25 protein-coding genes are annotated in these 26,329 nt (G+C 59.1%); 14 read left to right on the top strand and 11 right to left on the bottom strand.

The features are described from left to right. The first annotated feature begins 153 nt into the window (after positions 1–153). On the top strand, positions 154–453 hold the full coding sequence (locus ACYCVF_RS09165; RefSeq protein WP_459602795.1) for a hypothetical protein: 300 nt from the start codon (positions 154–156) through the stop codon (positions 451–453). On the opposite strand, the gene ACYCVF_RS09160 is transcribed toward ACYCVF_RS09165, so the two are convergent. Then, a complete protein-coding gene (locus ACYCVF_RS09160) occupies positions 450–1,511 on the bottom strand; it encodes an ABC transporter substrate-binding protein (protein WP_459602797.1) in 1,062 nt (353 codons plus the stop codon). The genes ACYCVF_RS09165 and ACYCVF_RS09160 overlap by 4 nt on opposite strands. A gap of 152 nt (positions 1,512–1,663) precedes the next feature. On the opposite strand from ACYCVF_RS09160, the gene ACYCVF_RS09155 reads away from it, so the two are divergent. Both ACYCVF_RS09155 and ACYCVF_RS09150 read left to right on the top strand, forming a co-directional pair. Further along, positions 1,664–3,163 (top strand): undecaprenyl-phosphate glucose phosphotransferase, encoded by a 1,500-nt coding sequence (locus ACYCVF_RS09155; protein ID WP_459602799.1) that lies wholly within the window; start codon positions 1,664–1,666, stop codon positions 3,161–3,163. A 229-nt stretch (positions 3,164–3,392) separates the two neighbouring features. Further along, the gene (locus ACYCVF_RS09150; protein WP_459602801.1) at positions 3,393–4,613 is read left to right on the top strand and encodes a lipopolysaccharide biosynthesis protein; all 1,221 of its coding nucleotides are present in this window, start codon (positions 3,393–3,395) and stop codon (positions 4,611–4,613) included. A gap of 4 nt (positions 4,614–4,617) precedes the next feature. On the opposite strand, the gene ACYCVF_RS09145 is transcribed toward ACYCVF_RS09150, so the two are convergent. Continuing rightward, on the bottom strand, positions 4,618–6,174 hold the full coding sequence (locus ACYCVF_RS09145) for a hypothetical protein (RefSeq protein WP_459602803.1): 1,557 nt from the start codon (positions 6,172–6,174) through the stop codon (positions 4,618–4,620). A 100-nt stretch (positions 6,175–6,274) separates the two neighbouring features. On the opposite strand from ACYCVF_RS09145, the gene ACYCVF_RS09140 reads away from it, so the two are divergent. The 4 genes from ACYCVF_RS09140 to ACYCVF_RS09125 all read left to right on the top strand — a co-directional run bounded on the left by ACYCVF_RS09140 (position 6,275) and on the right by ACYCVF_RS09125 (position 10,619). Beyond that, a complete protein-coding gene (locus tag ACYCVF_RS09140) occupies positions 6,275–7,738 on the top strand; it encodes an endo-1,3-alpha-glucanase family glycosylhydrolase (protein ID WP_459602805.1) in 1,464 nt (487 codons plus the stop codon). A gap of 83 nt (positions 7,739–7,821) precedes the next feature. Further along, positions 7,822–8,574, top strand: coding sequence for a class I SAM-dependent methyltransferase (locus ACYCVF_RS09135; RefSeq protein ID WP_459602807.1), 753 nt, complete (start codon positions 7,822–7,824; stop codon positions 8,572–8,574). Between the two features lie 118 nt (positions 8,575–8,692). Next, positions 8,693–9,364 (top strand): acyltransferase, encoded by a 672-nt coding sequence (locus ACYCVF_RS09130; protein ID WP_459602809.1) that lies wholly within the window; start codon positions 8,693–8,695, stop codon positions 9,362–9,364. A 172-nt stretch (positions 9,365–9,536) separates the two neighbouring features. After that, positions 9,537–10,619, top strand: a complete 1,083-nt coding sequence (locus ACYCVF_RS09125) for a glycosyltransferase family 4 protein (RefSeq protein WP_459602811.1) — start codon at positions 9,537–9,539, stop codon at positions 10,617–10,619. Between the two features lie 18 nt (positions 10,620–10,637). Here ACYCVF_RS09125 and ACYCVF_RS09120 read toward each other — a convergent pair whose 3' ends face one another. The 5 genes from ACYCVF_RS09120 to ACYCVF_RS09100 form a co-directional block, all read right to left on the bottom strand. Then, positions 10,638–10,811: a hypothetical protein gene (locus ACYCVF_RS09120; protein WP_459606539.1), complete on the bottom strand. Its 174-nt coding sequence runs from the start codon at positions 10,809–10,811 to the stop codon at positions 10,638–10,640. Positions 10,812–11,032: 221 nt separating this feature from the next. After that, entirely contained in the window at positions 11,033–11,752 is a 720-nt protein-coding gene (locus ACYCVF_RS09115; RefSeq protein WP_459606538.1) for a hypothetical protein, read from the bottom strand. A 37-nt stretch (positions 11,753–11,789) separates the two neighbouring features. After that, complete coding sequence (locus ACYCVF_RS09110) at positions 11,790–14,009, bottom strand: polysaccharide biosynthesis tyrosine autokinase (protein ID WP_459602817.1); 2,220 nt, start codon at positions 14,007–14,009, stop codon at positions 11,790–11,792. Positions 14,010–14,233: 224 nt separating this feature from the next. Then, the gene (locus tag ACYCVF_RS09105) at positions 14,234–14,854 is read right to left on the bottom strand and encodes a hypothetical protein (RefSeq protein ID WP_459602819.1); all 621 of its coding nucleotides are present in this window, start codon (positions 14,852–14,854) and stop codon (positions 14,234–14,236) included. Between the two features lie 97 nt (positions 14,855–14,951). After that, complete coding sequence (locus ACYCVF_RS09100; protein WP_459602821.1) at positions 14,952–16,418, bottom strand: O-antigen ligase family protein; 1,467 nt, start codon at positions 16,416–16,418, stop codon at positions 14,952–14,954. Positions 16,419–16,695: 277 nt separating this feature from the next. On the opposite strand from ACYCVF_RS09100, the gene ACYCVF_RS09095 reads away from it, so the two are divergent. Both ACYCVF_RS09095 and ACYCVF_RS09090 read left to right on the top strand, forming a co-directional pair. Further along, the gene (locus tag ACYCVF_RS09095) at positions 16,696–17,823 is read left to right on the top strand and encodes a glycosyltransferase family 2 protein (RefSeq protein WP_459602823.1); all 1,128 of its coding nucleotides are present in this window, start codon (positions 16,696–16,698) and stop codon (positions 17,821–17,823) included. Positions 17,824–17,876: 53 nt separating this feature from the next. After that, positions 17,877–18,734 (top strand): FkbM family methyltransferase, encoded by an 858-nt coding sequence (locus ACYCVF_RS09090; protein ID WP_459602825.1) that lies wholly within the window; start codon positions 17,877–17,879, stop codon positions 18,732–18,734. A gap of 69 nt (positions 18,735–18,803) precedes the next feature. On the opposite strand, the gene ACYCVF_RS09085 is transcribed toward ACYCVF_RS09090, so the two are convergent. Then, positions 18,804–19,385, bottom strand: coding sequence for a hypothetical protein (locus tag ACYCVF_RS09085; RefSeq protein ID WP_459602827.1), 582 nt, complete (start codon positions 19,383–19,385; stop codon positions 18,804–18,806). A 166-nt stretch (positions 19,386–19,551) separates the two neighbouring features. Further along, positions 19,552–20,754: a polysaccharide biosynthesis/export family protein gene (locus ACYCVF_RS09080; RefSeq protein WP_459602829.1), complete on the bottom strand. Its 1,203-nt coding sequence runs from the start codon at positions 20,752–20,754 to the stop codon at positions 19,552–19,554. Between the two features lie 477 nt (positions 20,755–21,231). Here ACYCVF_RS09080 and ACYCVF_RS09075 point away from each other — a divergent pair, with 477 nt between their 5' ends. From ACYCVF_RS09075 to ACYCVF_RS09065, 3 genes are all read left to right on the top strand, one after another. Then, complete coding sequence (locus ACYCVF_RS09075; protein ID WP_459602831.1) at positions 21,232–21,594, top strand: hypothetical protein; 363 nt, start codon at positions 21,232–21,234, stop codon at positions 21,592–21,594. Positions 21,595–21,670: 76 nt separating this feature from the next. Continuing rightward, positions 21,671–21,946 carry a hypothetical protein gene (locus ACYCVF_RS09070; RefSeq protein ID WP_459602833.1) on the top strand — a complete coding sequence of 92 codons (276 nt, stop codon included), beginning with the start codon at positions 21,671–21,673 and terminating at the stop codon, positions 21,944–21,946. 482 nt (positions 21,947–22,428) lie between these two features. Then, positions 22,429–23,337 carry a hypothetical protein gene (locus tag ACYCVF_RS09065; RefSeq protein WP_459612929.1) on the top strand — a complete coding sequence of 303 codons (909 nt, stop codon included), beginning with the start codon at positions 22,429–22,431 and terminating at the stop codon, positions 23,335–23,337. A gap of 11 nt (positions 23,338–23,348) precedes the next feature. On the opposite strand, the gene ACYCVF_RS09060 is transcribed toward ACYCVF_RS09065, so the two are convergent. After that, the gene (locus tag ACYCVF_RS09060; RefSeq protein ID WP_459602837.1) at positions 23,349–23,975 is read right to left on the bottom strand and encodes a transglutaminase-like cysteine peptidase; all 627 of its coding nucleotides are present in this window, start codon (positions 23,973–23,975) and stop codon (positions 23,349–23,351) included. A gap of 193 nt (positions 23,976–24,168) precedes the next feature. Between ACYCVF_RS09060 and ACYCVF_RS09055 the strand changes: the two genes are divergently transcribed. Then, a complete protein-coding gene (locus ACYCVF_RS09055; protein WP_459602839.1) occupies positions 24,169–24,906 on the top strand; it encodes a metallophosphoesterase family protein in 738 nt (245 codons plus the stop codon). Between the two features lie 112 nt (positions 24,907–25,018). Continuing rightward, positions 25,019–25,633 carry a hypothetical protein gene (locus tag ACYCVF_RS09050; RefSeq protein ID WP_459602841.1) on the top strand — a complete coding sequence of 205 codons (615 nt, stop codon included), beginning with the start codon at positions 25,019–25,021 and terminating at the stop codon, positions 25,631–25,633. A gap of 3 nt (positions 25,634–25,636) precedes the next feature. Here the strand turns inward: ACYCVF_RS09050 and ACYCVF_RS09045 are convergent, their stop codons facing one another. After that, positions 25,637–26,032, bottom strand: coding sequence for a hypothetical protein (locus ACYCVF_RS09045; protein WP_459602843.1), 396 nt, complete (start codon positions 26,030–26,032; stop codon positions 25,637–25,639). Positions 26,033–26,329: the final 297 nt, after the last annotated feature.

Below are 26,329 nucleotides of genomic sequence, written 5' to 3'. Positions count from 1 at the left end.
GAGAAACGTCCCGTCTAGTAAGCCCGGCGAAGGATCGGGCTAGTCTCCGCTATACAGACCCTGTCCCAATACCAGCCGTAGGGAGTTTCCACGCGGACTTGAGGACAACGCCGCCGCGGCACATAGCGGTAAGGATATGATTGAGCCCAGAAGGTGACCGGGAGTACGTGTTCGACCGGCGCCGAGACCAAGGGTGCCGGCAACTGCATCGCTGCGATTGCCTGCGGCCCGGCCAACAAAACCATTGCCGATACCAACAACCCCAAACGCCGGATAGTCCGCTTTGCCATCACCTTCCCCTGCGCTCACCAACCGGCGACGAAATGCGTCAAACTAGAATTCTTCAAAATTCAGCCGGATATGGAGTTCATTATTTATCAACGGGATCAGAAAAAGGCAACGGACCATAGCGTGGCCATCCACCAAGCCGGAATGTCCCATCGGGCCCGCTAAAAGGCGCCGGCACCCTCCTTTTCCGGCGCTCGCCGGTATTCGCCCCTGATGAATTGTGTGCTGACAGCCGGAAACAGCGGGGCGTTCTCCCTGCCGAGACCCGCGAAGACCAGGATGTCGCGCAGCGTTCGCCACCGACTTTCGTCGTATTCGCCAATTCGGGCGCCAACAGGCAGGACCAGCGACCGCTGCTGCTCCAATTCGAACTTGACACGCTCAGGAATGAGGCGCGACCGGTCAAAATCGACGATGATCGGAATGGCCCGGCTGTAGTCGGCATAGGCAAATTGCCACCCCCGAACCAGGCCGTGCAACAGATCGGCCACTGCGGACGGCCGGTCTCGAATCAGATCGTTGCTGGCAAAATAGACCTGCCCAGGCACGTGGATCGCATAGTCCTGAGGTTTCATAACGCTCAATGGGACGTAGTCCGCGCCTGTCTGGCTAGGCTGCTGATCGATCGGGACGACGATCGCATCCACATCCCCGGATCTCAACGCCTGGAAGTCAGCCCGGTCGGAAACTTTGACAATCCGGCTACGTGGCAATCGAAGCTTGGCCATCATGGCGTCAAAGACGACCTCTGCCTCGCTCCCCTCGCGGCAGCCGATGCGCTTGCCGATGAGGTCGTCCGGGCGATGCAAGCCCGACCGCTCCAGCGCAAAAATCGCCACCGAGGTGTCAAGAAAGCTGGCTGCAAAGGCAGTGGCAGGAGCCCCGCGCCAAACGGCAAGCAAAAACTTCTGGCCGGTCGTCACCCCGATTGCATTCTCCCTCGTAACCGTTTCGACGAAGTTGGGATCGTCTGGAAGGGCTTTCATTGCGACGTCTCGTTTGAAATAGCCCTCCTTGGCAGCAATCATCTCCCCAGCGAAGCGGGCGGAGTAGGGCCCATCCAGGAAAAAGCTGGCGTGAAACGAGGAATCGGCGGGGGGGTGGACGGACGTAACATCAGGAGCCAAGGCGAAGACAGCAAGGCCGGTTGCGGACAGCGCCGCGAGACCAATCGCCACCCGGCGCGTCACCGCTGAACCCGATCGCCGTCGTCGGTGACGCATGCACGTATCCCCTTCCGACCTTCAAATCTTGTGTTCCAACTGGCAGAATTAGGATAATGAGATCAAAAGAAGTAGGGTTATTTTTTCATTCGTCTTGTTTCGGCTACGGCCTTCCGGATAGCACCCAAGCCGATTTGTCCTGAGTTGATATTATGACAATTGCAGCGGCCCGCCCGACCCCCGCCGCGGACAGCCCGGTAAAAATTCACGTTCTCGATGAGGTGAATCCGGCACGTGCAAGTTTAGTGGTGAGATGGTGGCGACCCAACATTGTTGAACTGCTGGCTCTCGTTGCCGACGCCGTCATCATCGTGGCAAGCGGGGTCGGCTGTGCCGCCGGATACCAGGTCTATGCACGGCTCGAGCACGACCAACTCGACGTCTACGCCGCGCTCAGTCTCCTTGTTGCGCTCAACTTCGTACTTCTGATCAAGGTTCAGAACGGATACGCTCTCAAAAACTTTACTGACCTGCCCCGGCTATTCAAGAAGACACTGGCAACGTGGACCGCCTTGTTCGGCGCGCTGATCGTCATCACCTTCGCCATGAAGGCCGGCAATCAAATCTCGCGCGGCACGATAATCTCGTTCTACCTGGTCGCTCCGGTTCTGCTCCTCCTGGCGAAGGCAACCATTGCGCGATTTGTCACTACTGCGCTCCGGAACGGCGGTGCCTTCGCCAGGCGCCGCGCCGTGGCGATCGCTGAGCGCGGGTTGGTATCATCAGAGGCAATGGCAGGACTCACGCAGCATGGCTACCGGATCACGCGGGTCATGGAGCTCCGCCCGGAGTGCCTGACTTCGCCGTCGCTGATTCCGTCGATCGGTCCGCCCCTCGACGACTTTATCGCCTACGCTCGAGAGAACCAGATCGAACAGGTGTTCCTGCTGCTCAGGTGGGATCATTGGCACGCGATCGACAAGATCGCGGACGCGCTGAGAATTCTTCCGATACCGGTAAATCTCGTCTCCGATCCGGATGTCTCGAGATTTTTGCGCTACCCGGTCACGACCGCCGGAAGCAGCATGATTGCAGAGATACGGCGCGCACCAATTTCGCGGCGAGAACAGGCTCTCAAGCGCGCGTTCGACCTGATCGGCGCCAGCCTCGGCTTGCTGGTGTTCGCACCGGCCATGCTGATGACCGCGATCCTGATCAAATGCACATCGAACGGCCCGGCGCTCTTTCGGCAAACCCGGAACGGCTTCAACGGTCGCGCCTTCAAGATCTACAAGTTTCGGACGATGCGCGTGCTGGAAGATGGACCGATCATTTTGCAGGCGCGCAGGAACGATCCCCGCGTAACCCCGGTCGGCAGATGGTTACGCAAGACCTCGATCGACGAACTGCCGCAGCTCTTCAATGTCCTGCTGGGCGATATGTCGCTGGTCGGCCCCCGCCCCCACGCGGCTGCGCACAACTCGGAGTATGAGCAAGTCATCAGCAACTACGCGTTTCGCCAACACGTTAAGCCAGGCATCACTGGCTGGGCCCAGGTCAACGGCTACCGCGGCGAAACGCTGACCGTCAACATGATGAAATCCAGGGTCGACCTGGACTTGTGGTACATCAACAACTGGAGCATCTGGCTTGACGCGAAGATCATCTTGCGCACCGTGGTACAAGTGACTCGCGATCCCGTGGCCTACTGATGTCTTGCCCCGCGCCGCTCCAGTAGAGGCAGCCCATTCATCTTGCGATGTCGCCAATCGTATGGGCGCACGCCTGATCGTAGAGTCGTTCGCTCAGAATGAGGATCAGGCAATTAACTTTGTCCTCAAACAAGCTCGCATCAGGGCTCCGCGCCATCCTATAACGTTGTGCAATCAGGGCACCACCGCTAAGGCCTAGCGCCCGCCAGCAGCAACCCAGTTCAGGAAGATGAAAACCTACCTCATCAAGTATTTCGTTCTGGGCAGCGAGCAGGTCATCTTCAGCTTCTCCAACTTCTTCTACCTGGCGGTGGTCGCGCGTCGGTTGCCGCTGGCCGAATTCGCCGAGCTGAGCCTTGGATATACCTGCTATCTCATTCTCATTGGCGCTCATCACGCGGTCATTTGCGACCCCATCATCGCGACCGGAATCAGCGCACAGGCCAGCCAACAATCATTGTTACGGCGCCTGTGGACGGTCAATGTAGCCTTTTGCTGCCTGGCACTGGCCGCAGGATGCGCACTCGTCTTGAACAGCAGCCCTCACGAGATGCAAACGCTCACAGTTGTAGCGCTAGCTTGCCTGTTCTTCAGCTTCGCCGGTCCGGTCCAGTTCGTCCGGCGAATTATGCACATTCAGGGACACGTGCAAGCATCCGCCGTCGCAGCAGCTGCTTACGCAGCAGTCCTAATCGTCTCGGCCTGGATGCTGCCTCACGTCAAACTGGAATCGCACTTTGCATATACCGTACCCTTCATCCTCGGCAATCTGGTCTTCCTTGTCTCAGCTTGGCGAAACATCCCACGCAAGCTCAACGACAATCGGAAAGTCTCCCTGAAGTCCCATTTCCGGGCGGGATACTCGTTCCTGATCAACAACCTCCTCGGTCTGGCGACGACAAACATCTACCCGTTCGTTTTCGTGTTTCTGAACTCGCCCGAAGCCGTTGCAAGCTACCGGCTGATGTTCGCCGTAATAGCCCCGTTCGCTCAATTGCTTGGCGGGCTCTCAGGATTCATCACGCCGCGCATTGCAGTCGCCAAGATCAGCCAGATTGAAACCCCTCACCTGCTGATCCTGGCTCTGATCGTCTTCGCTCCGCTTCCGTTGGCCGTCATGGCAATTTGGTTCGGCAGCGACGCGGCTTCTCTCATCTTCGGAGCCAAATATGTCGCCCTCGGAGGATCGATCCCCGTTGCGTTGATCTCGACGAGCTTCGCCCTCGCGCTTGCGACCGTGAGCATGTGGCTAAGGGCCAATCACCGGCTGGGGCTGATGCAGGCCGGCAGCTTGATCTCGGCGGCGATCACCGCCGTCATCGCGATACCCAGTTGCTTGGCTCTCGGAGTGACCGGAGCGTTCGTGTCCCTGGCAATTGCCAATGGCGTCGCGGCGCTTTGGGTAGCATTCAAGGGAGCCTCGGGCCGCATCCGAACGCAGCCCGATTAGCTACTCACTTCTGCGACGTCTCCGGCATTGCCCCGCGGCGAATCGAGGGAGGTGCAGGAACATAGACGGTCCGTTTGGTGAGGAGGAGCATGACCGCTGAAGCCACGACGGTAGAGCTATGGATTGCCCATTCCGACCACCCCACTTGAAACGGGCCGCGAAGCAAGATCATGCAAAGCATCGGCGAAAGACAGAGAATGAAATACAGCGGCGACAGCCTTTGGGCAGCGAAGCCGCGACGCTCTACGCGATCCAGAACATAGACGATCGCGACGGACATCAGCATCGCCCCAACGATCCCGAAGCTGAAATAGCCCTCGATCGGCGGCGGAGCCGAAACGTTATCGGTGCCGAATCCTTTCAGGATGAAGATGTAGTCATGCATGATCTCACCGACCGTTCTTCCCTTCCCGGCCCAGAGGTCGCGGGGAACGAAGAACAGCAGGGCGCCCATGATGTTCGATCCCCATTCCAAGCCCTTCATTTCGACCCACATGATGGCATAGCAGAACAGATCGAGGCCTGAGAAATCAGGATGGACAAAGAATTGCGAGAACGGCCGCTGATCGAGAGAGACGTTTGCGTACCGGAAAATGGATCCGAATATGGGCGATGCCAGCAATCCGGCGAAATAGGTGGCAAGAAACAGGCGAACGCTCCTTGGACCAAATACCGCAAGCACGCAGAATACAATCAATGTCGAGGAGCGGAAACGTGCAGAAATGAGCGGGTTGTTGATGAAGAGACCCGCCAGGAGGAGAACTGCAAAACATGTCGCCCAGCCCGTGTTCCGGCGAGCCAAAGCGACACTCACACCGATAACAGGAGCAACCAGGGTGAATGGCCGGAAGAAAGCCGTGACCAGAATGTTGATCATCTTGCTTTCGCCGACCACCGAACCGAAGGCCTCGCGATTCACCTGAAGCAGTGACGAGCCAAGATAACCAACCAATCCCAGCGATACGATGATCGAGGCGGCTGCCAGAAGGGTGTAGTTCGGGTTTGGCTCGGCGGCGAGGCTTCTGTCCAGAAACCGGTTATGGCGGGGTTCGGGACCGCGAAAGGGACGATAGATGACGAAGCAGAGGCCCACGATCGTCATGAATGCGCAAAGGACGCTGGCCGGCACAACGAGACTTACGTCAGCCAGAATCGGATCGAAGTCGCTTCCGATCTGCTGAAGAGGCGCCACGGCCAGAAACAGCAGGTTGAAGACGAAGAAGACGACGAACAGCAGGTAGGATCTAGCCAGAGCGATCTTCAATCCGACCAGGGAAACAACCCCGTTCACGCCGAGTATCATGGCTGCGATCAACGATGCGCGCGGGCTCGACCAGGCCTGGGTGAACGAGAGGAGCAAGTAGGCTCCGGCTGAGCCGATCACGACATAGTCGAAGACGCTCTTCGGCGTCACATAAAACTGGGAAGCGGCTGCGCTACGCGAGAGCTGGTTCATAACTCGAAAACATTGGATTTCGCCAAGCTCCGCGCTGCGGCGCTGGTTCTGGAAAGAGCACATCCCACCGCAGTTCAACTTGGGTGCAGATCGTGCAATGGACATCTCGGTCGCGTTAACGCTTCGAACTCGCTCACCTTGCGACCAAAACTCAGGTGAGATATCCTTGTAATATATGGAAGATATCAACGGAATACTTACTTGAATGTCCTTTCCCCCGGCCCGGATTTACGAAGACGTTAAGCTGCACGCCCGTATGGACCGGCGTCAGCTCCTTTCCACCGGCATCCTCCTCGCGGGAGCATCTTCAATGCCGGCCTCGGTGGCGGCCGCGGCGAGTTCGGGAGCGAAGACGAAGAAAGTTTACGCTCATTGGCATTGGTTTCCGACCTCGTTCGACAACTGGCCAGCGGACAAAGATCAGTATGCCGACTATATGTCGCCGGACGGGACCCAAGGTAAACTCCGGGCCGAAGGCGGCTTCGTTCGCGAACGGCCTCTGCCTCGACCTCCACGCCCAGAGGCAAACTGGGCTGTGCTTGACATGCTAGATGAGATCAAGGCCGCGCATCACATCGGGCTGGATGGTTTCCTGTTCAACATGGGAGGCATCGACGACGGCTCCCCGTACATGATCCATCTACGTAACATGCTCGAGGCGGCCCAGCAGGGCCCGCCGGGATTTGAAGTCATACTATCGATCGATACCGTAATTCTGGTGAAGACACCGGTCGATGCAATTGCCGACGCAATCCTCAAGCTGGCGCGGAACTCCCACGTTGCGCGCCAATCCGACGGCCGACTGATCCTGGGGGCCTTTTCTCCCGAGCAGTGGGGCATCGGCCGATGGAAGGAGCTGTTGCAACGACTGAGGGACAGCGGCGAGAAGGTTTTCTTCTATCCTACGTTTCTCGATGCGCGCAAAATGATCGACTTCATGGAGTTGATCGATGGTGCATCGATGTGGGGTGTCGACAAATTGAGCGACATACCTCTCCTCAGGAAGGTGGGAAAGTTGGCCAAGCAGGCTGGGAAGGTCTGGGCATCCGTGGTGTGGCCTCAGGACTTCCGGCCGCACAATCGCTGGTTCTCGGAATGCCACAACAGTGAACTATTCCGGGCTTCATGGGCCGCGGCAATGGAAATCGGCTCCGACGCGGTCAACATCGCCACCTGGAACGACTACTCCGAAGGATCCGAAATTCGACCATCCACCAGCATTCAGTATGCTTTTTATGATCTCGCGGCGTTCTACATCGCTTGGTTCAAGAACGGCACGATGCCGCCGATCACCGAAGACGTGCTCTACTATTTTCACCGAATCGAGTCCACCGAAGCGGCTGGTACCGGCTCCGCTCAACCGTTCAGGTTCGCAACAAATTTGGTCAGCCGCTTTGCCGATCCGCCTCAGAATGACATTGAGCTGCTGGCGTTCTTGAAGGAGCCGGGCGAGCTCACGATAGCGACCGCGAAGGGCTCAAAGAGCCTGAAGGCGAAAGCTGGAATCACGTCGTTTCGAATTCCGTTGGTGCCGGGCAAAGTCATTTTTCGGCTCAGCCGCGGAGACGCCAGCATCATAGACCTCCCGAGCGCGTTCGAAATTCGCGAGACCTCGGCCTATCAGGATTTGCTTTATCACGGCGGGTCGTCGTCCCGGCCACCGGTCTAGAATATTCCGGTCGCGGTTCAGACGAGAACAGCCTGGGTATTTGGCCGTCATTTCTCTTGAGCGCACGAGCGTCAGTGAGTCCCATGCATTCAACTTTCTTTCCGGAACTAGCTGCTGGCGGATTTTCCAGAATCGACGGCACGATTGCGTTTTACCAACGCGTGAATGCCCTCGTGACGCCGAGCACCAGAATGATCGATTTCGGTGCAGGCCGCGGCGTGATCCATGAAGACGCCAGCTCGGAGTACCGGCGCAATCTCTGCAATTTCAAGGGACGTGTCGCCCAAGTCATCGGATTGGACGTCGACGAAGCCATCTTCACCAATCCGTCGCTGGACGAGGCGATGCTCTTGGATCAGACGGGACGTGCGCCGCTGCCTGCCAATTGCGCCGACATCATCCTGTCGGATTGCACATTCGAACATATTCCGGATCCGGCTCAAAGCACCGCCGAGATGGACAGGCTTTTGAAGCCCGGCGGCTGGATCTGCGCGCGAACCCCAAACAGGTACGGCTATATCGCATTAGCCAACCGCCTGATCCCGAGCGGAATTAGCCGCTCCATACTCAGCTCGGCACAACCCGAGCGCAAGGATGAGGACATCTTTCCAGCGGTCTATCGTTTGAATACGCCGGCGACGCTACGGAGGTATTTCCCACCCGCGCGGTTTGACCATTTTGTATATGCTTGGGATGCGGAGCCATCCTACCACGCCAACAACCGCGGCATCTACCGTGCGTTCCAACTCGTTCAGTCCCTGACGCCTCAGGCCTTCAAGACGGTCTTGATGGTCTTCATCCGGAAGAAGCTCGACTGTCCGGCGGAAGCCGCCTAGCTGGCGCGCTGGTCAATTCACGTCCTCAAGGCGATACATATCGAAATAAACCTTAAAGCCGAGAACTTGACCAAACCGCAGCACTTTCAGTTATTTTGAGTGGGCGCGAGGAACGACTATGCTGAAGATTGCCATTCAAGTTTTTTTCCTTTTCTTTCCCTGGAGAGTCCGTCGGCTGGTCCTCAACGCGATCCCTGGTTTTTCCATCCATCGCGACGCGCGGATCGGTTTCTCCTTGATCCTCGCCGACGAATGCATCCTCGAAGCGAAGACTTACATCGGCCACCTCAACTATATCGGCCGGCTTGATCGGTTACAGATGGAAGAAGATGCCGTCATCGGCAATCTGAACTGGATCGGTGGACTGTCAACTCGCCTGAACTCGCCGGCCTTCCGAAACAGGACGAAGCGCCGTTCGGATCTCATTATGCGCAAAGCGAGCCTGGTGATGAGCCAGCATTACATTGATTGCACAGACCGGATCGAGTTTCGTCAATTCTGCGGTCTCGCCGGATTCCGCAGCCAGTTGTTGACCCATGGGGTCAATCCAATGTCTGCCCGGCAGACATGCTCTCCGATCACTATAGGAGCCTATACGATGATCGGCACCGGCGTAATCATTCTGCAGGGTGTCACCATTCCGGACAATTGCGTTGTGGCTTCGGGCGCCGTTGTAACCCACATCGCTCCCCAGGAGTATTCGATGATCGGCGGCAATCCGGCGGTTCACCAGCGGGACATCCCCAAGACTGCGAAGATCTTTCACCGAACCGCCTTCACAGTCATGTAGTACTCAGACACGGTTCGTAGCCGGATCCCAGGCACGCCCCATGTGTCACGCACAGTGACCTGGCCTTCGACAGTCCGTTGGGCGATATCGGGAATTCGCGGCCCGTCGTGCCAAAACACTGCGCTCGCCATCGACTTTTCTTTTGCTGATATGCTGAAGGACCGACGACCTCGTGCCCGGTAAAATGATCGTTGTGGCGGGTCCCCTTCCTCCGCCGGTCCATGGCGCGGCGCTCATCACCAAGCGAGCGGCCGACACTTTGCGCACTGCAGGATTTCAATGCGCATTCGGCGACACCTCACCAGGCGATGCTCCCAGTCGATGGCGGCATCATTTCAATCGCGCACGGGCATACGCCCGATGCGGACGAACTATCCTTCGCCACCCGGAGGCCTCGGTACTCTACCTTTCCCTGTCCGGCGGATATGGACTGTTCTATGACCTCATGGTCGTCGTCCTCGCGCGGTGGCTAGGGAAGACGATCGCATTCCATCATCACAGCTTTGCATACCTGACGAAGCGCAGCGCTATCCTGGCGTCCATTGTTCGCATGGCCGGCGCCGACCAGGTTCATATTGCGCTCTGTCCCAGGATGGCGACGACACTTTCGGAACTGTATGGCAAGCATCTCGGAACGGCCGTCATTTCCAACCTGGCGTTCGTCGACTTGCCCGCCGTCGAACTGCGGAGTTGCGAGCGGACATTCAGCTCGATTGGCTATCTATCGAATATCTCGCTCGAGAAAGGCATCGATCGCTTTCTCGACCTGATGGCTCGACTGCGAGAGAGCGGATCCGACCTGACGGCACGAATCGCAGGCCCCTGCGCCGACCTCAAGATCGAGCACTACATCAAGCGCCGCGCGAACGAGATCGGTGGAATTGAATATGTGGGGCCCGTGTACGATGACGCCAAGATCCGCTTTCTCTCCTCGATCGACGTTCTGGTATTTCCGACGAGATACGTCAACGAGGCGCAGCCTGTCGTGATCTATGAGGCACAGATGGCGGGCATCATCGTCGCGGCCTCCAACCGCGGATGCATCGCCAACATGGTGCCGGAAGAATTGCTACTCGATCCGAGCGCGTCAGATCTGGACAGGATCGCGGAACAGATCCTGGCATGGGAAAGGTCGGTCACTGACTTTCAAACCGCTCTGCACGAGACCAAGCACAATCGCACGGCGTTACTTGCTCAGCGCGAATATGACGGCAGAAAGTTCTTGAAGCTTTTCGATGGCCCCACGATTAGGTGAGCAGAGCGGGCGGCAAGTTCATTTCTGCGATAGTGAATATCGAAAGGTCGACATCTTCATCGTTCCCAGGATCGTGTCGACGCGCTGATAGCCGTAGACGGTCGCATCCTTGCAGTGATCACTATGGTAGTAGCAGATCTTGACCCTGATCATTCGAGGGCAGTTGTTCTTGACGCTCACGATATGATCCATCAGCTCTCCGTTCGCGATATGCCCTTTCGCAGCCGCCTCAACATTGAGGCAAGGACGATTGGCGCCGTCACGGATGACGGGAGATTCCGATGTGTCGGCGGCGCCTTGCATCGTGAATTTTGATTTGGTGCTTTGTGCGTGAGCCGGCGGAAGGCTCTGGATCAATGTCCAGGTCGGAGCCATACAGATCAGCAGGGCAAACCGAAAGAGCGATCGAAACATTACCGCCACATCCTTTCAGGCAACTCGACACCCGGAACGGTGGCCTTCACGCCATCATACGCCAACCGCTTCGCAAAGGCCTCGCGGGCGACCAAGCTTACGCCCCCGAGGCTGGCCAGCAGTCTATCCTTCTGGGGCCAACCGACTCCCGTCAGGTTGCGTGCCGCATCATCGGTGAACTCGCTTTCGACCATGCCGGCGAACTCGGCAACGACCTTTTGCTGCAGCTGTTCGCCAAGCAATGGAAATATCGCAAGCGCCAACCTGTTGCGACGGAGCGCAATCCAGCCTTCGTATGGTCCAGCCGCGTACGACTGTTCAAGATAGCGAATATTTCCCGCATCGAAACCGTCACGCTCGTTCTTCACCCAGTAGAGCAGCAACCAAAGAAAAGCGTCGGTCGGATCGAGCATCAGAGACGACTTCAGCTTGTTCTCCGCGGCCGACAACTTGCGGTCCAGATCCTGGGAATCCTTTCCCAGCAGGCCCTCCTCGGCGGAGCGAAGTGCAATCAGCGCTCGGGCTCGCACCAGACTGGGGTAGGGAAGGCTCGATGGCGAGCCAGCGTCCATACGCATCGCGATCGACTCCACGGCTCCCGGCTTGAGCCGTTCACCGACCAGAATATGCGTGGCGACGGTGCTAACCTGCAGATCGGCCCAGAACGACGGCAACACGATCAGTGACCAGGCTATTCCAGCGATCCCCGTCAGGAGCAATACGCCCCTGCAACATTTCCGCCAAGCCTCGCCCATGCTAGTCGACGTAGCCGTAACGGGCATAGTTCTTCTTGTAATAGTAGCGGCTGTGATAGGTCTCGTAGCGAGCAAGGCGCTTCGTATCTGCCTTGTTGAGAACGACGCCAAGCAGCTTGTCTTGGATTTCCTGAGAACCACGCAGATTGTGCCTGACGACATCCATGAGGGTCTTGCCCCACTCCACGACGAATATGTAGGAGTCAACGAAAGTCGACGTCACGCGCACATCCACTACTGGCGCCATGGGCGGCATGTCGAGCACGATGTAGTCGAACTTGCCCCTCAGCTCACCAATCAGGCCATGCATCATCTTGGATGCCAATATCTCGTTGGTATGAAGAAGCTTGGAGGTCGTACCTGCAGCCAGAATCGAGAGCCCCGTTTGCGCATCAACCGTCAACGCCTGCTCCAGTTTGGCCTTATGCGCGAGGATCTCGACCAAACCAAACTCCACCTCGGGTGTCAGCGCGCGAGAGAGCGACGGATTGCGGAGATCGCAATCGATCAGGAGAACGCGCGCGCCGCCATGGGCCATCAATTGCGCAAGGTTGGCAGACAGCGTGCTCTTGCCTTCATTCGGAAGAGTCGACGTAACCGCCAGTACGCGGTTCTCTCGAACAATCGAGTTTAGATCGACTGCCACCTTCGTCGAGCGGACCGCTTCGGAGAAGCGCGAGAGAGGATGATCAACGACATAACGCAGCAACCTTGCCCCCGCGTCCTTGGTCGCAGCTGCGTTCACCGTCGGCAGCAGCGCTATACAACTCGCACCGAGCACCTCTTCGACCTGTTGGGTCGTCCTGAACACCCGATCCATCATTTCGCGCACGATCGCCAAGACGAAGCTCAGCACCAAACCGCCAAAAAGAGCCACGCCCAGCACGATAACAGTCTTCGGATAGCTCTTGACCAGCGGTGTCGTCGCTGCACTGATCACGCGCGCTTCACTGATCGGGAAGGATTGCTGCTGGACGGATTCCATATAGCGCTGCAGGAAATTGTCGTACATCGCCTGATACGACTGCGCATTGCTATCGAGCTCGCGTAGCCGAACCTGCGCCTGATTGGTCAGCTGGGACTCCGAGACCACAGTCGCCAGACTAGCCTTGATGCTCTCCTCGCGCGTGAGGGCTATATCATAGTCGCTCTTGTAAGACTCCTGAATGCGCTTGAGCTCGTCGATGATGTTCCGCTTGATCTCGTCCATTTGGCGACGCAGGTTCACCGCGGCAAGATGATCGTGGCCATACTTGGCTGACCAGATCGCTTCCTTGGCGGCCATGTCGACATACTGGCCTCGCAGCTTGACGATGGTCTCGTTCCGAAGAGCATCTGCCACTGCCGCATCCGGGATTTCGCGCTTCAGAATGTCGTTGATGCGGTCGAGCCGCGCCCTGGCTTCGGCCGTCGAAGCGTGCGCCCCGACAAGCTGGCTGTTCACTTCGGCGAGCTGTTGCTCATTCATCAAGCGCCCGCCGGTATCGACAATGTTGTTGGCCGTCTTGAAATCGACAACCGCCTTCTGCGCCGCGGATGCTTGAGCGCGCAACTCCTTGATGCGATCCTGCAACCAGACGCTCGCACGACGCGTCGACTGGTACTTGGCTTCCAGCTGGTCAACGATGTAGGCGTCAGCGATCGCATTGGCAATCTGCGCCGCCTTCGCTGGATCACGCGACGTGAAGCCGATCTCCATAACGTATGTGAGACCGAGGCGCTTGATGGTACGATTGCTCTCGAAGCGCTGCAGAGCCTTGCGCTGCAATCTGAACTCGGAACCGGCACGGCCACTGGAGAACAGATCGGAAAAGAAACTGCCGATCGACCCGATCAAGCTTCCGCCGTTGCCGAGGAACTCCGGATCTTCCGTCAGGTGCAAGTCACGAATGACCGCCAAGCTGATGTTCTCGGACTTGAGAATTTCGACCTGCGTTTCCACCGACGCGGAGTCGGGGGCCACATCACCGAGCATCGATTGCTGTTGGAACAATTGTACTTTGCGAGTGTCGATGACGATCGACGCAGTGGAGGTGAATTGCGGAGCTTCAGTAAAGAGATAGAGAAGCGCCAAGATCACAGAGGCGGATATGATCGCGACAATTGTTGGAAACTGATGCCGGATGACATCCAAATGCAGAGTCAGCGATTGGAACGGGGAGCCTTGTGTCTCGGCGAATTCGCGATTGATCTCTGAGGTGGACTTGTTCAGCTGCAACATCCGGTCATTCCTGAAATCAATCAATGCCCGTACTTGGGCCGACAAGCGCGCTGCGACGTGATTTCACGTATCCGCAAATCACGCATAGCCATCGAAGCATGGACGCACCACGTGCTTCACAGGCAGTATATCGTGCGAGTCATCACGGAAGATCAAAGGCAGCGCGTGACACGCTGCCTTGGTTTATTTTCTCTGAGGGGATGCCGTCGCAAGAGGCCCGAACGTTATTGGGTCGGACTGACCGCGGGATAGGCGGTCGAGGGAGTCACTGAACCCGTATAAGTCGTCACGCTGTTCGGGTAGTGCAGGCCACCAAAGTTCTGGACACCGGAGCCAGTGCCGCCCGAGGCGAATCCGAAGCCGGTCGTTGGGCCTCCGCTACCGGTACCGCCACCACCAGGACCGCCCGCCGCAGCGATTGCAACGTCTCCGGTTGCCGCCTGATAGGCAGCAATCACGTCCGGATTGTTCGTTCCGGCGACGGCGGCCTGAATTTCATTGGCAAACGCCTGATCGGTCTGTGCCGCCATGCGGGCCACCTGGGCAAGTCCAGCGACGATCGCGCGCAACTGATCCTTCGTTGTCGCCGGGTTCTTCAACAATTCGATCAGACCCGGCACTGTCGTCGGATCCGACGCTCCAAGGTCTCGGACACGCGAAATCAACTGCGGACCGCCATCAGGATATTGCTGCAAAAGCGTTGCAGGGGATCCCTTGAAATCGGAGATGATTTGAGCCTGCAGCTGCCGGCTTGGCGGATATACAGCCGCGCTGGCGATGGAGGATATCGAGCTTGCGATCGCAATCACCACAGCGGCTCGAATCGTAAACCTGACAAGGTTCATAATTTCCTCAACAACTAGTTTGCCCTTATGGCGCGAACGAAAACGATGGGAAAGTAGTCGAAAGAGGCAGCCCTGTCCACCAATTCTAAAGGAATAGTTAAGGCTCAAGTGCCTGTAAAGAGGAGTGTTTTGGCAATCCCGAGGTGCGAGCACCGGTCGACAGCGCATTTGACGCAGCCCCCTTCGGCTCAACGCTCCCCTCGCCGGAGTGGAAGGATTGCGCCAGACCGACCCCGAAAAGCGCAAAGAAGGGGATGCTGTAACCGGGTATCTGCAACGTGAAATCGAGGCTGGAATGGAGCAACGCCAGCAGTGCAATGCCGATGGCTGCCAGCGGAATCGAAGCGTCCCGCTTGCGGCTGAACACCCCGTGCGCAAGCACTGTGAGCATGACCGCCCAACCGGCCGCCAAGAGCAGCGCTATCGGAATTCCGGCTTCCAAAGCGACCTCCAAAGGGGTCGAATGGGCTGCATTCCACGTGCCGCGCATAGAAATAGCGGGGCTGCGGAAGGGCGGAAACGCCGACTGGAAAGTCCCCATCCCGGTGCCGAACCAGGGATTATCGGCAATGATGAGCAGCGAGGATTTCCACCCCTCCAGCCGGCCACTATCGGTCAGCCCCTGGCTATCGAACCGGCTCACGACACGACCACCGAGCAATTCCAGGAGAACGAGAGCGACCAAGGCGGCGGCCGCCAATGCCATCCAGATGCCGGTGCGCGGCGGGAGGTCCTTCCGTAGGAAGACGACAAAGACGAAGATCATGGAGAGGAGCGAAACAGCCACGCCCGCCCGTGAGCCAGTCATGAATAGAGCCATGACGCAGATCAGGAGTGCGGCGAATTTCAGAGCCATCAAAGCCTGCGGAATTCTGGTCAGATCGCGGGAGAGATTGCTCCACCTGATGCGCCCTCCGGGAAGGTGGCGGCGCACGTCCGTGAGAATCAGAAGTATCCAGATGACGGCACATGAGCCGAAATAGGCAGCGGCGGTATTGCGGTTGATGAACGTACCGGTGACGCTGCTGAGATAGGCGGTCTTGTCGCGCCACAGAATCATGGTCGGTTCAATGAGGAACGAGAGCACGCCATACCCAGCGTAGAAACTGCCTGAGAGCGCAATAACCAGCATGATCTGGCGTGCACGCCTCGCGTCGACGCCAATGACAAGCCCCACCAGAATAGCCAGAATGTTTGCAAGTGGCGCCCCCAGAGCAAAGAAAGCGTCGTGCCTGACAATCGAGGCCGATGGCGCAACGGCTGAATCGAATAGCGAGCCGAGCTGCTTCCAGATCGGATGGTATGGCGCGATCCACGGGCTGTCAGACAGCTGTTCGTGCAGCACGACCCCGTAACCCGCAACAACGATGAAGATGCCGGCGATGATCCAGAGATGGGGACGACGCAAGGCCCTCGCCGGCGCAAATATCAAGGCAATGCCCAGACAAGCGCACCAGAAGGCAATGGCCACGTTGTTGGTCGACCCAAACGGGAACGGCGCGCTCGCAACAACAAAGAACAGTACACAGCTGGCTACGAGATCGGCCGACCAGCGAATGTTCATCAAAACACGGCCCATCGATTTCGTCTGACGCCTCCAGTGGAGAATACATTAGAGCGGATGATCCCGCAGGCGTCCAGCAAGTGCCGCACTCGGAAGAGGCAGCGGTAATGATCCATTCTTAACCGCACCCCGCCTACAGAGGTTAATTTCCGGCGTCAACTCATCCGCGAGCACAGTGACGAGGGAGAACGTTCTGCCGACCCTGCCCCGCAATGCTTTCCGATCCACGCAGCCTCGAGCTTGTCGGGTGGCTCGCCCCAAGCGCGGATCTCATCCGATGAAGGGGCTGGACGGTCCCAATTTCAATCATCTACGCTGGATTTCGGCAGCGTGGTCCGGTAGTGCTTCGCCCGCACCGCATCTCCAGGCTCACGAAAGCCCCGCGTCGCCAATTGCCGGCAGACTGTTTCCGGGAGAATTCCTGCTTCTCGAACGTTTCCACGAAGTTCTTATGTCGGACGACCAGCGTTGCTGGCCGTCTCTCTGCGAGGGTAAATTGAATATTGACGTCATCTTAGCGACACGCGGCAGACCTGCAGACGTTCAAGTTCTTCTAGACCAGCTTCGACTTCAAGAACGCGCGCCCGATAACGTGATGCTCGTGGGCGCCGAACCCAGGGATTTGCCCGGTGTTGCCGCCGTCCCGAATGAGCTCAGCGTGCACCGACTGGTTTCTCCTCGGCCCGGACTGACGTCGCAGAGAAACCACGGCATACAAGCGGCCAAGAGGACAAGCACTCCCGAGGCCTGGTTTGCGAAGATCATTGTCTTCTTCGACGATGACTTCAGGCCTGCACCCGATTGGCTGCAGAAGTGCGAAGCGCTGTTCGCGGCAAGTCCACAACTCCTCGCGGTTACAGGAGCGGTAGTCATGGACGGGGCAAGAGGCAGCGTCGCAATCACCGAAGAGCAGGCTTCGGATGCGCTGGCGCTGTCTCGGGCGAGCGATCAGATCGGATACAGCAAATGGAAGGAAGGCCTGTACGGATGCAATATGGCTTTCAGAGCGACAGTCTTCGACCGCTGTGCATTCGACGAGAATCTGCCGCTCTATGGCTGGTTGGAGGATACGGATTTGTCCGGACAGATCAGGAAATTCGCGGACATTTATCGAGCTTCGAACTTGATCGGTGTCCATCTCGGGTCAAAGTCTGGACGGGTCAGTGGCTACAAATATGGCTACTCGCAACTCGCTAATCCGCTCTACCTTGCGCGCAAGGGAACAATTACCCTCGGAAAATGCGCATACTTCTGGACACGAGCGTTCGCGTCCAATGCACTGCGCTCGCTTCGCGAGCATCCGATGATCGATTATCGAGGCAGGCTTGCCGGAAACATGGCTGCAGTGGCGGATCTGATTGCCGGATCAATTCATCCAACCAACATCTTGTCTTTCCACCGCTAGAAACGCATTGCGCGCGCTACGCTCATCACGACCTGGACACGAGCACGAAAATCATGATCGACGAAAACCTCATTTACGATCTCGGCGCCCACAAGGGCGAAGACACTGGGTTCTATCTCAAGAAAGGATTCAAGGTCGTTGCCATCGAAGCTGTACCGGAATTTTGTACCGCACTTGGCCAGCAGTTTTCCCAGCAGGTTGCCACAGGGCAACTGAAGATCCTCAACCTGGCCGTCGCCAAGACGCCGGGAAATATCGACTTCTACGTCAACACGGAACACTCGGTCTGGGGAACGGCAAATCTCGATTGGGTCAAGCGAAACCAGACGCTGGGCGCAGCGAGCGTGCAAAAGATAACAGTCAGGGCCGAGCGGTTGGCCGATATCATGCGCGACCATGGTACTCCCAGATATTGCAAGATCGACATCGAAGGGAACGATTTTGACGCATTGTCATCGCTCGAGAACATTTCCGATCCCCCGCGATTTGTCTCGATCGAGTCCGAGAAGAAGAATTGGAATGATCTCGTAAGGGAGTTCGAACTGCTCAGGAGCTTGGGCTACGCCAAATACAAAATCGTGGACCAAAGCCTCGTCTCCCTGCAGGAGCCGCCTCAGCCGGCGACCGAAGGCTGTTTCCAGCCGCACAAATTCGAACAAGGCAGCAGCGGACTGTTCGGTAACGAATTGCCCGGGCGGTGGATGGACATGTTCGAAGCGATCGAGGTCTACAAGGGGATCTTCCGCGGCTATGCGCTGGCGGGAGACGCAGGCATCTTCCAGGGGCGAAAGAGCGTATTCCGCATGCTCGGCGGGATTCAGGCGGCGCTGGTGCGCGCGGCCGGTCGAAAGGATTATCGCTTCCCGGACTTTCCTCCAGCTGGTTGGTACGACACGCACGCAGCGCGATAGCGCGTCGGGGCCAAATCAGATCAGGAAGCACCAGCCCATTTGCCGAGGCTGATTGCTTCCTTGCCTGGACTAAAGCGGGCAATCGATCGAATAGATCCTAAGATCCACATTCAGGCGGCTGTTCCGGGTCTGGGCCCGCAAGGCATAGAATGCCCCAAGGCCATCGCTCCCGGGTTCAAGTTTTATTCCGGGGGTTAATTCGTCGGGCGGGACCAGAAGGCCGATGTGCCGGTTGAGGGCGGAGATCTCGATCCGCCCCTCGCCGTCCGCAAAATGCCCGCCGAGCTGGGTCACGGTGACCTTCGGCAAGCCACGGCGCTGATGGCAGACATCCTCCTCCCAGAGCTTGGTCTGTTGCACCAGCGGTTTGCCGGCGCCATCGGGAACGACGATATCGGGAAATGACGGGCGCAGCATGCCGAAGAACTTGCTCTCCCTGGAGTTCGCCGAGAGACGAATGGTCAAGGACAGCTCTCCCTTGGGCCCCCTCAGGCGCGACAGGATCGGAGCATCAGGCTCGGCAGAGATCATCACGTCGATCCGATGGCGGACGCCCAGCTCCGCGGCTGCGCCGAGAGCCTGTCCGATCGGTGCATGCCCGAAGGCGAGAGAGAAGAGCGCCAGAAGACGCCAGAATGCTCGAGACCGCATGAAGCCCCTTGCAACAGTGCGGGGTGACCGATGACCGCCGTGCTCGATGGCGCCTTGAACCAAATCCCGAACTCGCAGTCCCGGCAGAACCGCTTCGGTTGCTAGACGAAAATGGCACCGGGACAAAGCCCCGATGCCATCGGTTTTGGTCGGTCAAGTTGGCGCCTTACGGCGCCAGCTTGATGTTGTTGCGGAAGATCAGGGCATCGTTGGAGAGGTTCACGGCATCGCTGCCGGTCGCCATGACCACACGCAGGTAGTTCAGGAACTTGGCGACTTCGACGTTGCGCGAGTTCGAGACGTAGATGATGTCCTGGTTCTTCATCATGACCTTGGTGGCGAGGAAGAAGCCGCCCGGATCGCGGAAGTTGACGTTGAAGATGACCGGGATCGTCTCTGACGTGTACTTGCTTACGTCGATGCCGAGCTGGGCAGCGACATCGCGCGGCTCGCGGCGATAGAGATAGACGGCAGCCGGATCGGCCTGGCCATCCAGGAGACCGCCAGACTTGCCGACCGCTTCGGCCAGGTTGATGCGCCAGGCATCGAAATTGAACTCGCCGCTCTGGCCGCTGGCGCCGAACGCCAGGAACTTCTGCTGTTCGCGATAGACGTAGATGCTGTCATCCGGGCGAACATAGACGTTGTTCTCGGGCGCCATCACGAGATTCTCGAATGGCACGGTCGCACGCTTTCCGGCGCGCTCCAGCATAACCCAGGTCTCGAAGCCCTGGCCCTTGATGCCGCCGGCGCGGGTGATCGCGTCGAGCACGCGGTCCTTCGCACCCGCCGCGCTCGCCGGATAACGCGCCGGCGAATTGACTTCGCCGAGCACGCTGATGAGCTGGGTGCGCTGCGAAGACATCGCAACGACTGCCTGCGGCTCGATGGCGCGGTTGCCGATCTTATCGATGATCGAGCGCTGGATTTGGACCGCCGTCAGGCCCGCAGCCTTGATCTGGCCGGCATAGGGCACCGTAATGAAGCCGTCGTTGTCCACCGCCTGATCCGGGATGGTCACGAAGTTACCCGGACGAACGCCGGCTTCCGCCGGGATGAACAGACCGCCTGCCGCGGCTTCGAAGATGGTGACGCTGACGACGTCGCCGATGCCGAAGACGATGCTGGCGGGCGGGCGGCGATCGGTGAACACGCCAGCGAGCCCTTTGGGCTCATGGGTATGCAGGATCTTTACGGTCGCCGGATTGAGCGGCACCAGCTCGTAGGCCGGCGCATTTTCAGTCTGGATCTTGTTGTTAACGTCGTCCGTTAGCGGGCCCGAGCCGGGATTGGTCGAACAGGCTCCCAGCGCCAAAGCGATCGCCAAGAATGCTGGCTTCAACATGTAGGTCTTGGCAATGGATTGCATGAACGCGCGAGTCCCCAATTGGCATAGATTGGTACGGCCTAGGGGGTGGTGCGACAAGGGTTCCCGGCGGTTAACGGTGCGATCCGTTGACTACTGTTGCGCGCGGGCCACTGTTTGGAACACAGTTTAACCCATTGTGACCATTTGTTGTATTTCGTGTGCCCGGTCGCCAAGCAAACCGCCCACTTGGGGGCCGGGTGTGTCGCGCGAGGCTTCTTGGCTTCGCCAGCGTCTGCTAAGGCATGCGCATCAAGAGCAGGAATCCTAGTGTCCGATCTCCTTTTGATCATGCTGTTGACAGGTTCGCTTCTTGGCGGCGCCGAGCACGGACTGGATCGATCTGCCTCCTGCCGGGACAGCGCGGACGCCTCGTGTCGCAGCGCACCCGTTATTGCGGTGGCCGCCCCTGCCTCCTCTTCCGTCTGGAAATTCACCCGGACGCAAGGGACGAGGGAGGGCGAGAGCTTCGCCGCTATCATGAAGACGGCGGATATGGCGCAGTCGGACCCAGACTTTGCCGGCCTGATTGTCCGCTGTGCGCCAAAGGGCAGGATCGACGTGCTGGTGGCCCTGATCCGGCCCTTCCCGCCCCGGAGCCATCCCAAGGTCACGATCGCCGCGAGCGGCGGCGGCACGCTGACGTTCGAGGCCAGCATGGCGGCCGCGGGCGCTGCCGTGCTGTTGCCCGACGAGGTCTCGGCCTTTGCCGCCGGAAAGTGGCAGACCACGCCCTCGCTGTCCGTGGTGGTCAGGGAAAGCGACGCCGAGATCAAGGGTACGGTGGCGCTGGCCGGGCTGCGGGAGGCCTATCACTCGCTGCTGGCGAATTGCAGCCAATAGGCTAAATTTAGCCATACGACTTAAGGGTCTTTTTAGGGTGGGGAACCTAGGGTCCGGAGCACGGAGAGTGTTTCGGATGACCGCGTTTTTGATTTTCAGCTTTCTCGTCGGTGCCGTGCTGGGGCAGCGCTTTCGCGTCCTTGTGCTCCTGCCGTTGACCTTCGTCATGTTGCTCGCCGCCGTGCCGGTGGGCTTGATGGTCGATCTCACGGTGGTCGAGAGCCTGAAAGGCATGGTGTTCGCAGCCATTGCCCTGCAGGGCGGTTATCTCTTCGGGTCAGGTGCCCGCTTTGGCCTTGCAGCCGCGCGTGCCGGTCGCGTATTCGCCCGCCCGGTCAAGTCTGTACGCTGATGACGCCGGGCTGACGCTGCCACGAGCCTTTCGGAGGGCGCGCGCAGGACCTCTGCTTGAAAACCCCCCGCTCGCTTGTATGGTGACCTGACCGTTTCAGGATTCCCTTCGAGCGCCGTTTGTCCTTCGCCTATTTTGCCCTCATCGTTTCCATCGTTTCCGCTTCCGCTCTCGAAATCGCCGGCGTCACGTTCGGGGCACAGCTCGCGACGATGGCCGCAGCACTGAGCTTGCTGGCGGCCGCCTCGAGCATGCGGAAGGCCGGCTACGATCACCATGTCCGCGCGATCTCGTGGGGCCGGTGGATGCTGACCGCGATTCCGCTGTGTATCGCAGCCCAACTCGTCCCTCTTCCGCTGAGCTGGGCGCATCCGATCTGGGCCAGCGCTCACGACGTCCTTGGCGGTCTGCCGCTCGGGCCGATCACCGCGGATATCGGCTTGACCGTAAACGCGCTGCTGCTGGCGCTTGCGGCGATCTCGTTGCTCGGCGTCACCATCCTGGTGGTGCGCAGCCGCAACCGTGCCCAGCTGATCCTCTTCGTGGCGAGCGGAGTAGCCGCTGTCCCAGCCTTGATCCTGGACTTGCATCGGCTGTTGCCGGCGCTTGTTGCAGACGTGCCTCATGACCTCACGACGACCTTTGCTGGCCTCGGCATCATGCTCAATCTGGCGGTCATGCAACTCGCCGCTGAACGGGCCGAAACGCAGCACTCGGTGCTTCGCTCGGTCGCGGTCGGCCTTTGCGGTCTGGTCGGAGCTTTGGTCAGCGCCGCCGCGATCTTTGGGTTTTCCGGAACGAACAGCGCAATCGCAGCGGCTTTTGGCGTTGTGCTGATGCTGCTGATCCTCGTCATTCGCAGGCTCGACCTCTCCCCATTGGCAGCCGGCGCATTGGCGGCGGCCGCCCTGATCGGCGCGGCCATCGTGCTGACCTTCCTGTTCGAGAAGAGCTCCGGACCAATCCTGCTGCGGCTCGTCCCGGATATGGGAGCCGAGACCAGGGCCACCCTCGAGCGCATGTTGGCCGACACGCGCTGGTTCGGCGCCGGTGCCGGGACCTTTTCCGCGGTGGGCCGGATCTATCAGAGCGACGCCGGAGCCGTCTTGACGGCGCCGTCGGCGGCTACGGCCGTCTTTGCAGACATGGGATGGATCGGCTTGGCTGCCACGATGGCCGTGAGCCTGATCGCTTTGATCCGCCTGTTCTTCGGCGCCTTGCAGCGCGGCCGCGACTCGTTCTTTCCGGCGGCGGCCGCTGCCTGCGTTCTCTTTGCACTCGTCCAGAGTTTCGCCGGACCCGGATTGCTGCGACCGGCAGCAGTTCTGTGTCTTTCGGTGATCGTGGGGCTGGGGCTGTCGCAGAGCGTCAGCCAATCCTCATCACGATAGGGCGCCGGTCGTCAGACTGCACGATCGCCGAGCGAAGCCCAGTAGTTCGGGTTCTTGGGCGACTGGATGCGGACCCAGCGATATGGTTTCTTCGACCACGGCATGATGTGGCCGGAGAGATTGTCCAGCACGAGATCGCCGGAGAACGTCCGCACCACGACCACGAGATGATGCTCGCCCCAGGTAGTCACGACCTCGCTCAGCAGCACCGAACGCGCGGGAAAGCCCTTGGCGATCAGATCGTGGCGTTTTGTCACGGCGTAGTCGTTGCAGTCGCCGCTCGCCGGATGCAGCAGCCATTTCTCGCCGCGCAGTCCTTCCAGGTTGGGTTCGGGACGGATCGCGCTGTTGACCCGCTGGTTGACCTCTTGCATCTGCGCCAGGCGTTCGGCCGTGAGCTTTAGACGGCCACCCCTGAACACGATCTGCTGCGGCCGCGGCTTGCACTCGTCCTTGTACTTCAGGCAGAAGATCGTGAATGCCATCGGCGCCAGCGTCGGCTGGTCGAACTTGATGTAGTGGATGGCACCGCGCAGCCCCATGGGCGCGCCGACGAAAGCGGCTTCCGCGTTCTGCTGCACCCCCGCAGCAACGACGATGGCGGCCATGGCCGCCAGGTTCTTTACAACTTTGCGCATATCGCGCTCCCCGTTTTTGTTGGGGAGACGCTACGCGAGACGTCTTGAAATACGGCTCAAAGGCCGCGTCATCCTTGAATCAAAATGCGGGCTAACCGGTCGGAAACAATTAAGAATACCGATCTGTGACTTGTTCTGCTAAGAGCGGTCACGATGATCCGCACGTGACGCCAGAAGCGATTCGACCGACCTGATGGGCCTTTCCAGCCGTTTTCGAAAGAGGACCAAGCCTCGGCTTCCCGACGGCGTTCGCGTCTATGCGATTGGCGATGTGCACGGCCGCGCCGATCTGCTTCGATCGCTGTTAACCGTGATCGACGTGGATCTCGCGCGCTCGGCGCCCGAACGAGCCATCCAGGTCTTTCTCGGCGACTATGTCGACCGCGGCCCGGACTCACGCGGCGTTCTTGATCTCTTGATCGAGCGCTCGAAATCGCATGAGACCGTTTGCCTGAAGGGCAACCACGAGGTCTTCCTGCTCGAGGTTCTCAAGGACCCTGCCCGCCTGCAGGAGTGGCGCCATTACGGCGGGCTTCTGACACTGGTCTCCTACGGCATCACGCCGACGATGAGTCCGTCCCCCGAGCAGCAGGTCGAACTGATCGAGGCGTTGAGACGCACGCTCCCGCCGGAGCACCTGGCCTTCCTCCAGCAATTGCCCTCCTCCTTCACCTGCGGCGACTTCTTCTTCGTCCATGCCGGGATCAAGCCGGGCATCGCGCTCGATCGCCAGAAGGATGAGGATCTGCTCTGGATCCGCGAGGAATTCCTCGCCTCCGAGGAGCGCTTCGGCAAATATGTCGTTCACGGTCATACGCCGGTCAGCGCGCCCGATATCCGCCCGAACCGCATCAACATCGATACCGGCGCCTACGCGACCGGCAACTTGACGCTGTTGACGATCCAGGGCGATAGTCTCATGGCAATCTAACGGCTCCGGCTGAACCTCGGTCCCCATCTTCGGCCCGCCTGCACCAAGCCTCGTCAATTCCTCCATGAACCGCATCATCCTGCTTCGCGTCGCCGGCATCTGCACCGCAATCGTGCTGGCGCTTCACTCCGGCATGGCGTTCTACGGTGATCGGATACGTCCGAACTTTCGCGCCAGCGATCTGTTCTCGGCCGAAATTCCGCCCGACAAGGCAAAGCTGGCAGCCGCTGCTGGCTTGGCCGCGATGTCTTGGGATGGCGACCTGCTTGCGAACTACGCGGCAGCGATGGCTGCTGACGTTCTTAAGCGTTCGTCGACCGAGGCGGGCGGCAGGGCCAGCGAGAACAAGGCAGCCCAGGCCGCTGTCTTGGCTGCCTTGAAGGTCTCACCGATCCGGCCCGCGCTGTGGCTCACGCTAGGCGCGCTACAGGCCCAATCCGGCGAGACGGTCACGCCGGCGGTGAAGATGTCCTACCTGGCCGGGGCGGTGCCGATCGATGTTTCCTTCGCTCGTATCCGGACCGTGACGTCGAGCGCGGCGGCGAACGATGAAGAGATCAAGCTCCTGGCGCAATCCGACATGCGGTCGGCGCTGGCCAGTCGCTCTCGTTACGAGCCGCTGCTGATCGCGGCCTATGTGGAGGCAACGCCGCAAGGCAAGTCGCTGCTGCTGGAGGCCACGAAAGTGAACGATCCCAAATTCAACGAGACATTGCGGCGGTACTGAACCTCAGCGCACCGATTTCGGATTGACCGGCACGAAGTCCTGATCCCGGCGCGGCTGATCGGAACGTCCCTGGTAGACGAACATGCCCTTCTTGGTCGCGACGATGTCGCCCCGTTGCAGACTATCGTCGCGAAGGAGGCGTTCGGTCGCGGCAAGGTCCGGATCTTCCGGAATCGGCTTGTAGAGTTCCGGATGCTCCCGCCGCTCGCGCGAGGCCTCGCTGGCGCGGCGCCGTGCCTCCTCGATCCGCTGCCGCCATTCGTCGCGCGAGACTTCCGGCTCGCCTGGCGGAAGGTAGTCGTTGATCGAGGGCTCCGGTTCGGTCTGAGCGAGACACGAGGACGGGCAGGCAAGGCCAAGGCCGAGTGCACCGGCAACGGTTACGACCGCCCGAGACAACCTCCAAACCCGCTTTTCACAGTAGCCAAGTCGACCCGTTCGCACGCTGATGGCTCCAGGCAGAGCGACAAGGACGATCATTGGCCGATGTCCTCATCTCCAACCCTCAGTCTATACTTTTGGCGATTGCAGGAAAACCAATTCGCGGACGAGCTATGCCTGGGGCCTTTCGCAGCCCTCCCATCAAAAATCGAAAACAACCCCATGCACAGTAGGCGACATCAGCCGGATCAATGGGTTGCGCCTTTTCCGAAAATGAAATTGACTCGTCAGGCAAAACAGGGGCAGAATGGCATT

Source organism: Bradyrhizobium cedriense (genome assembly GCF_054602315.1).
Note: the sequence above shows the minus strand (reverse complement) of the source record. Positions and strands in the feature narration are given on the sequence as shown.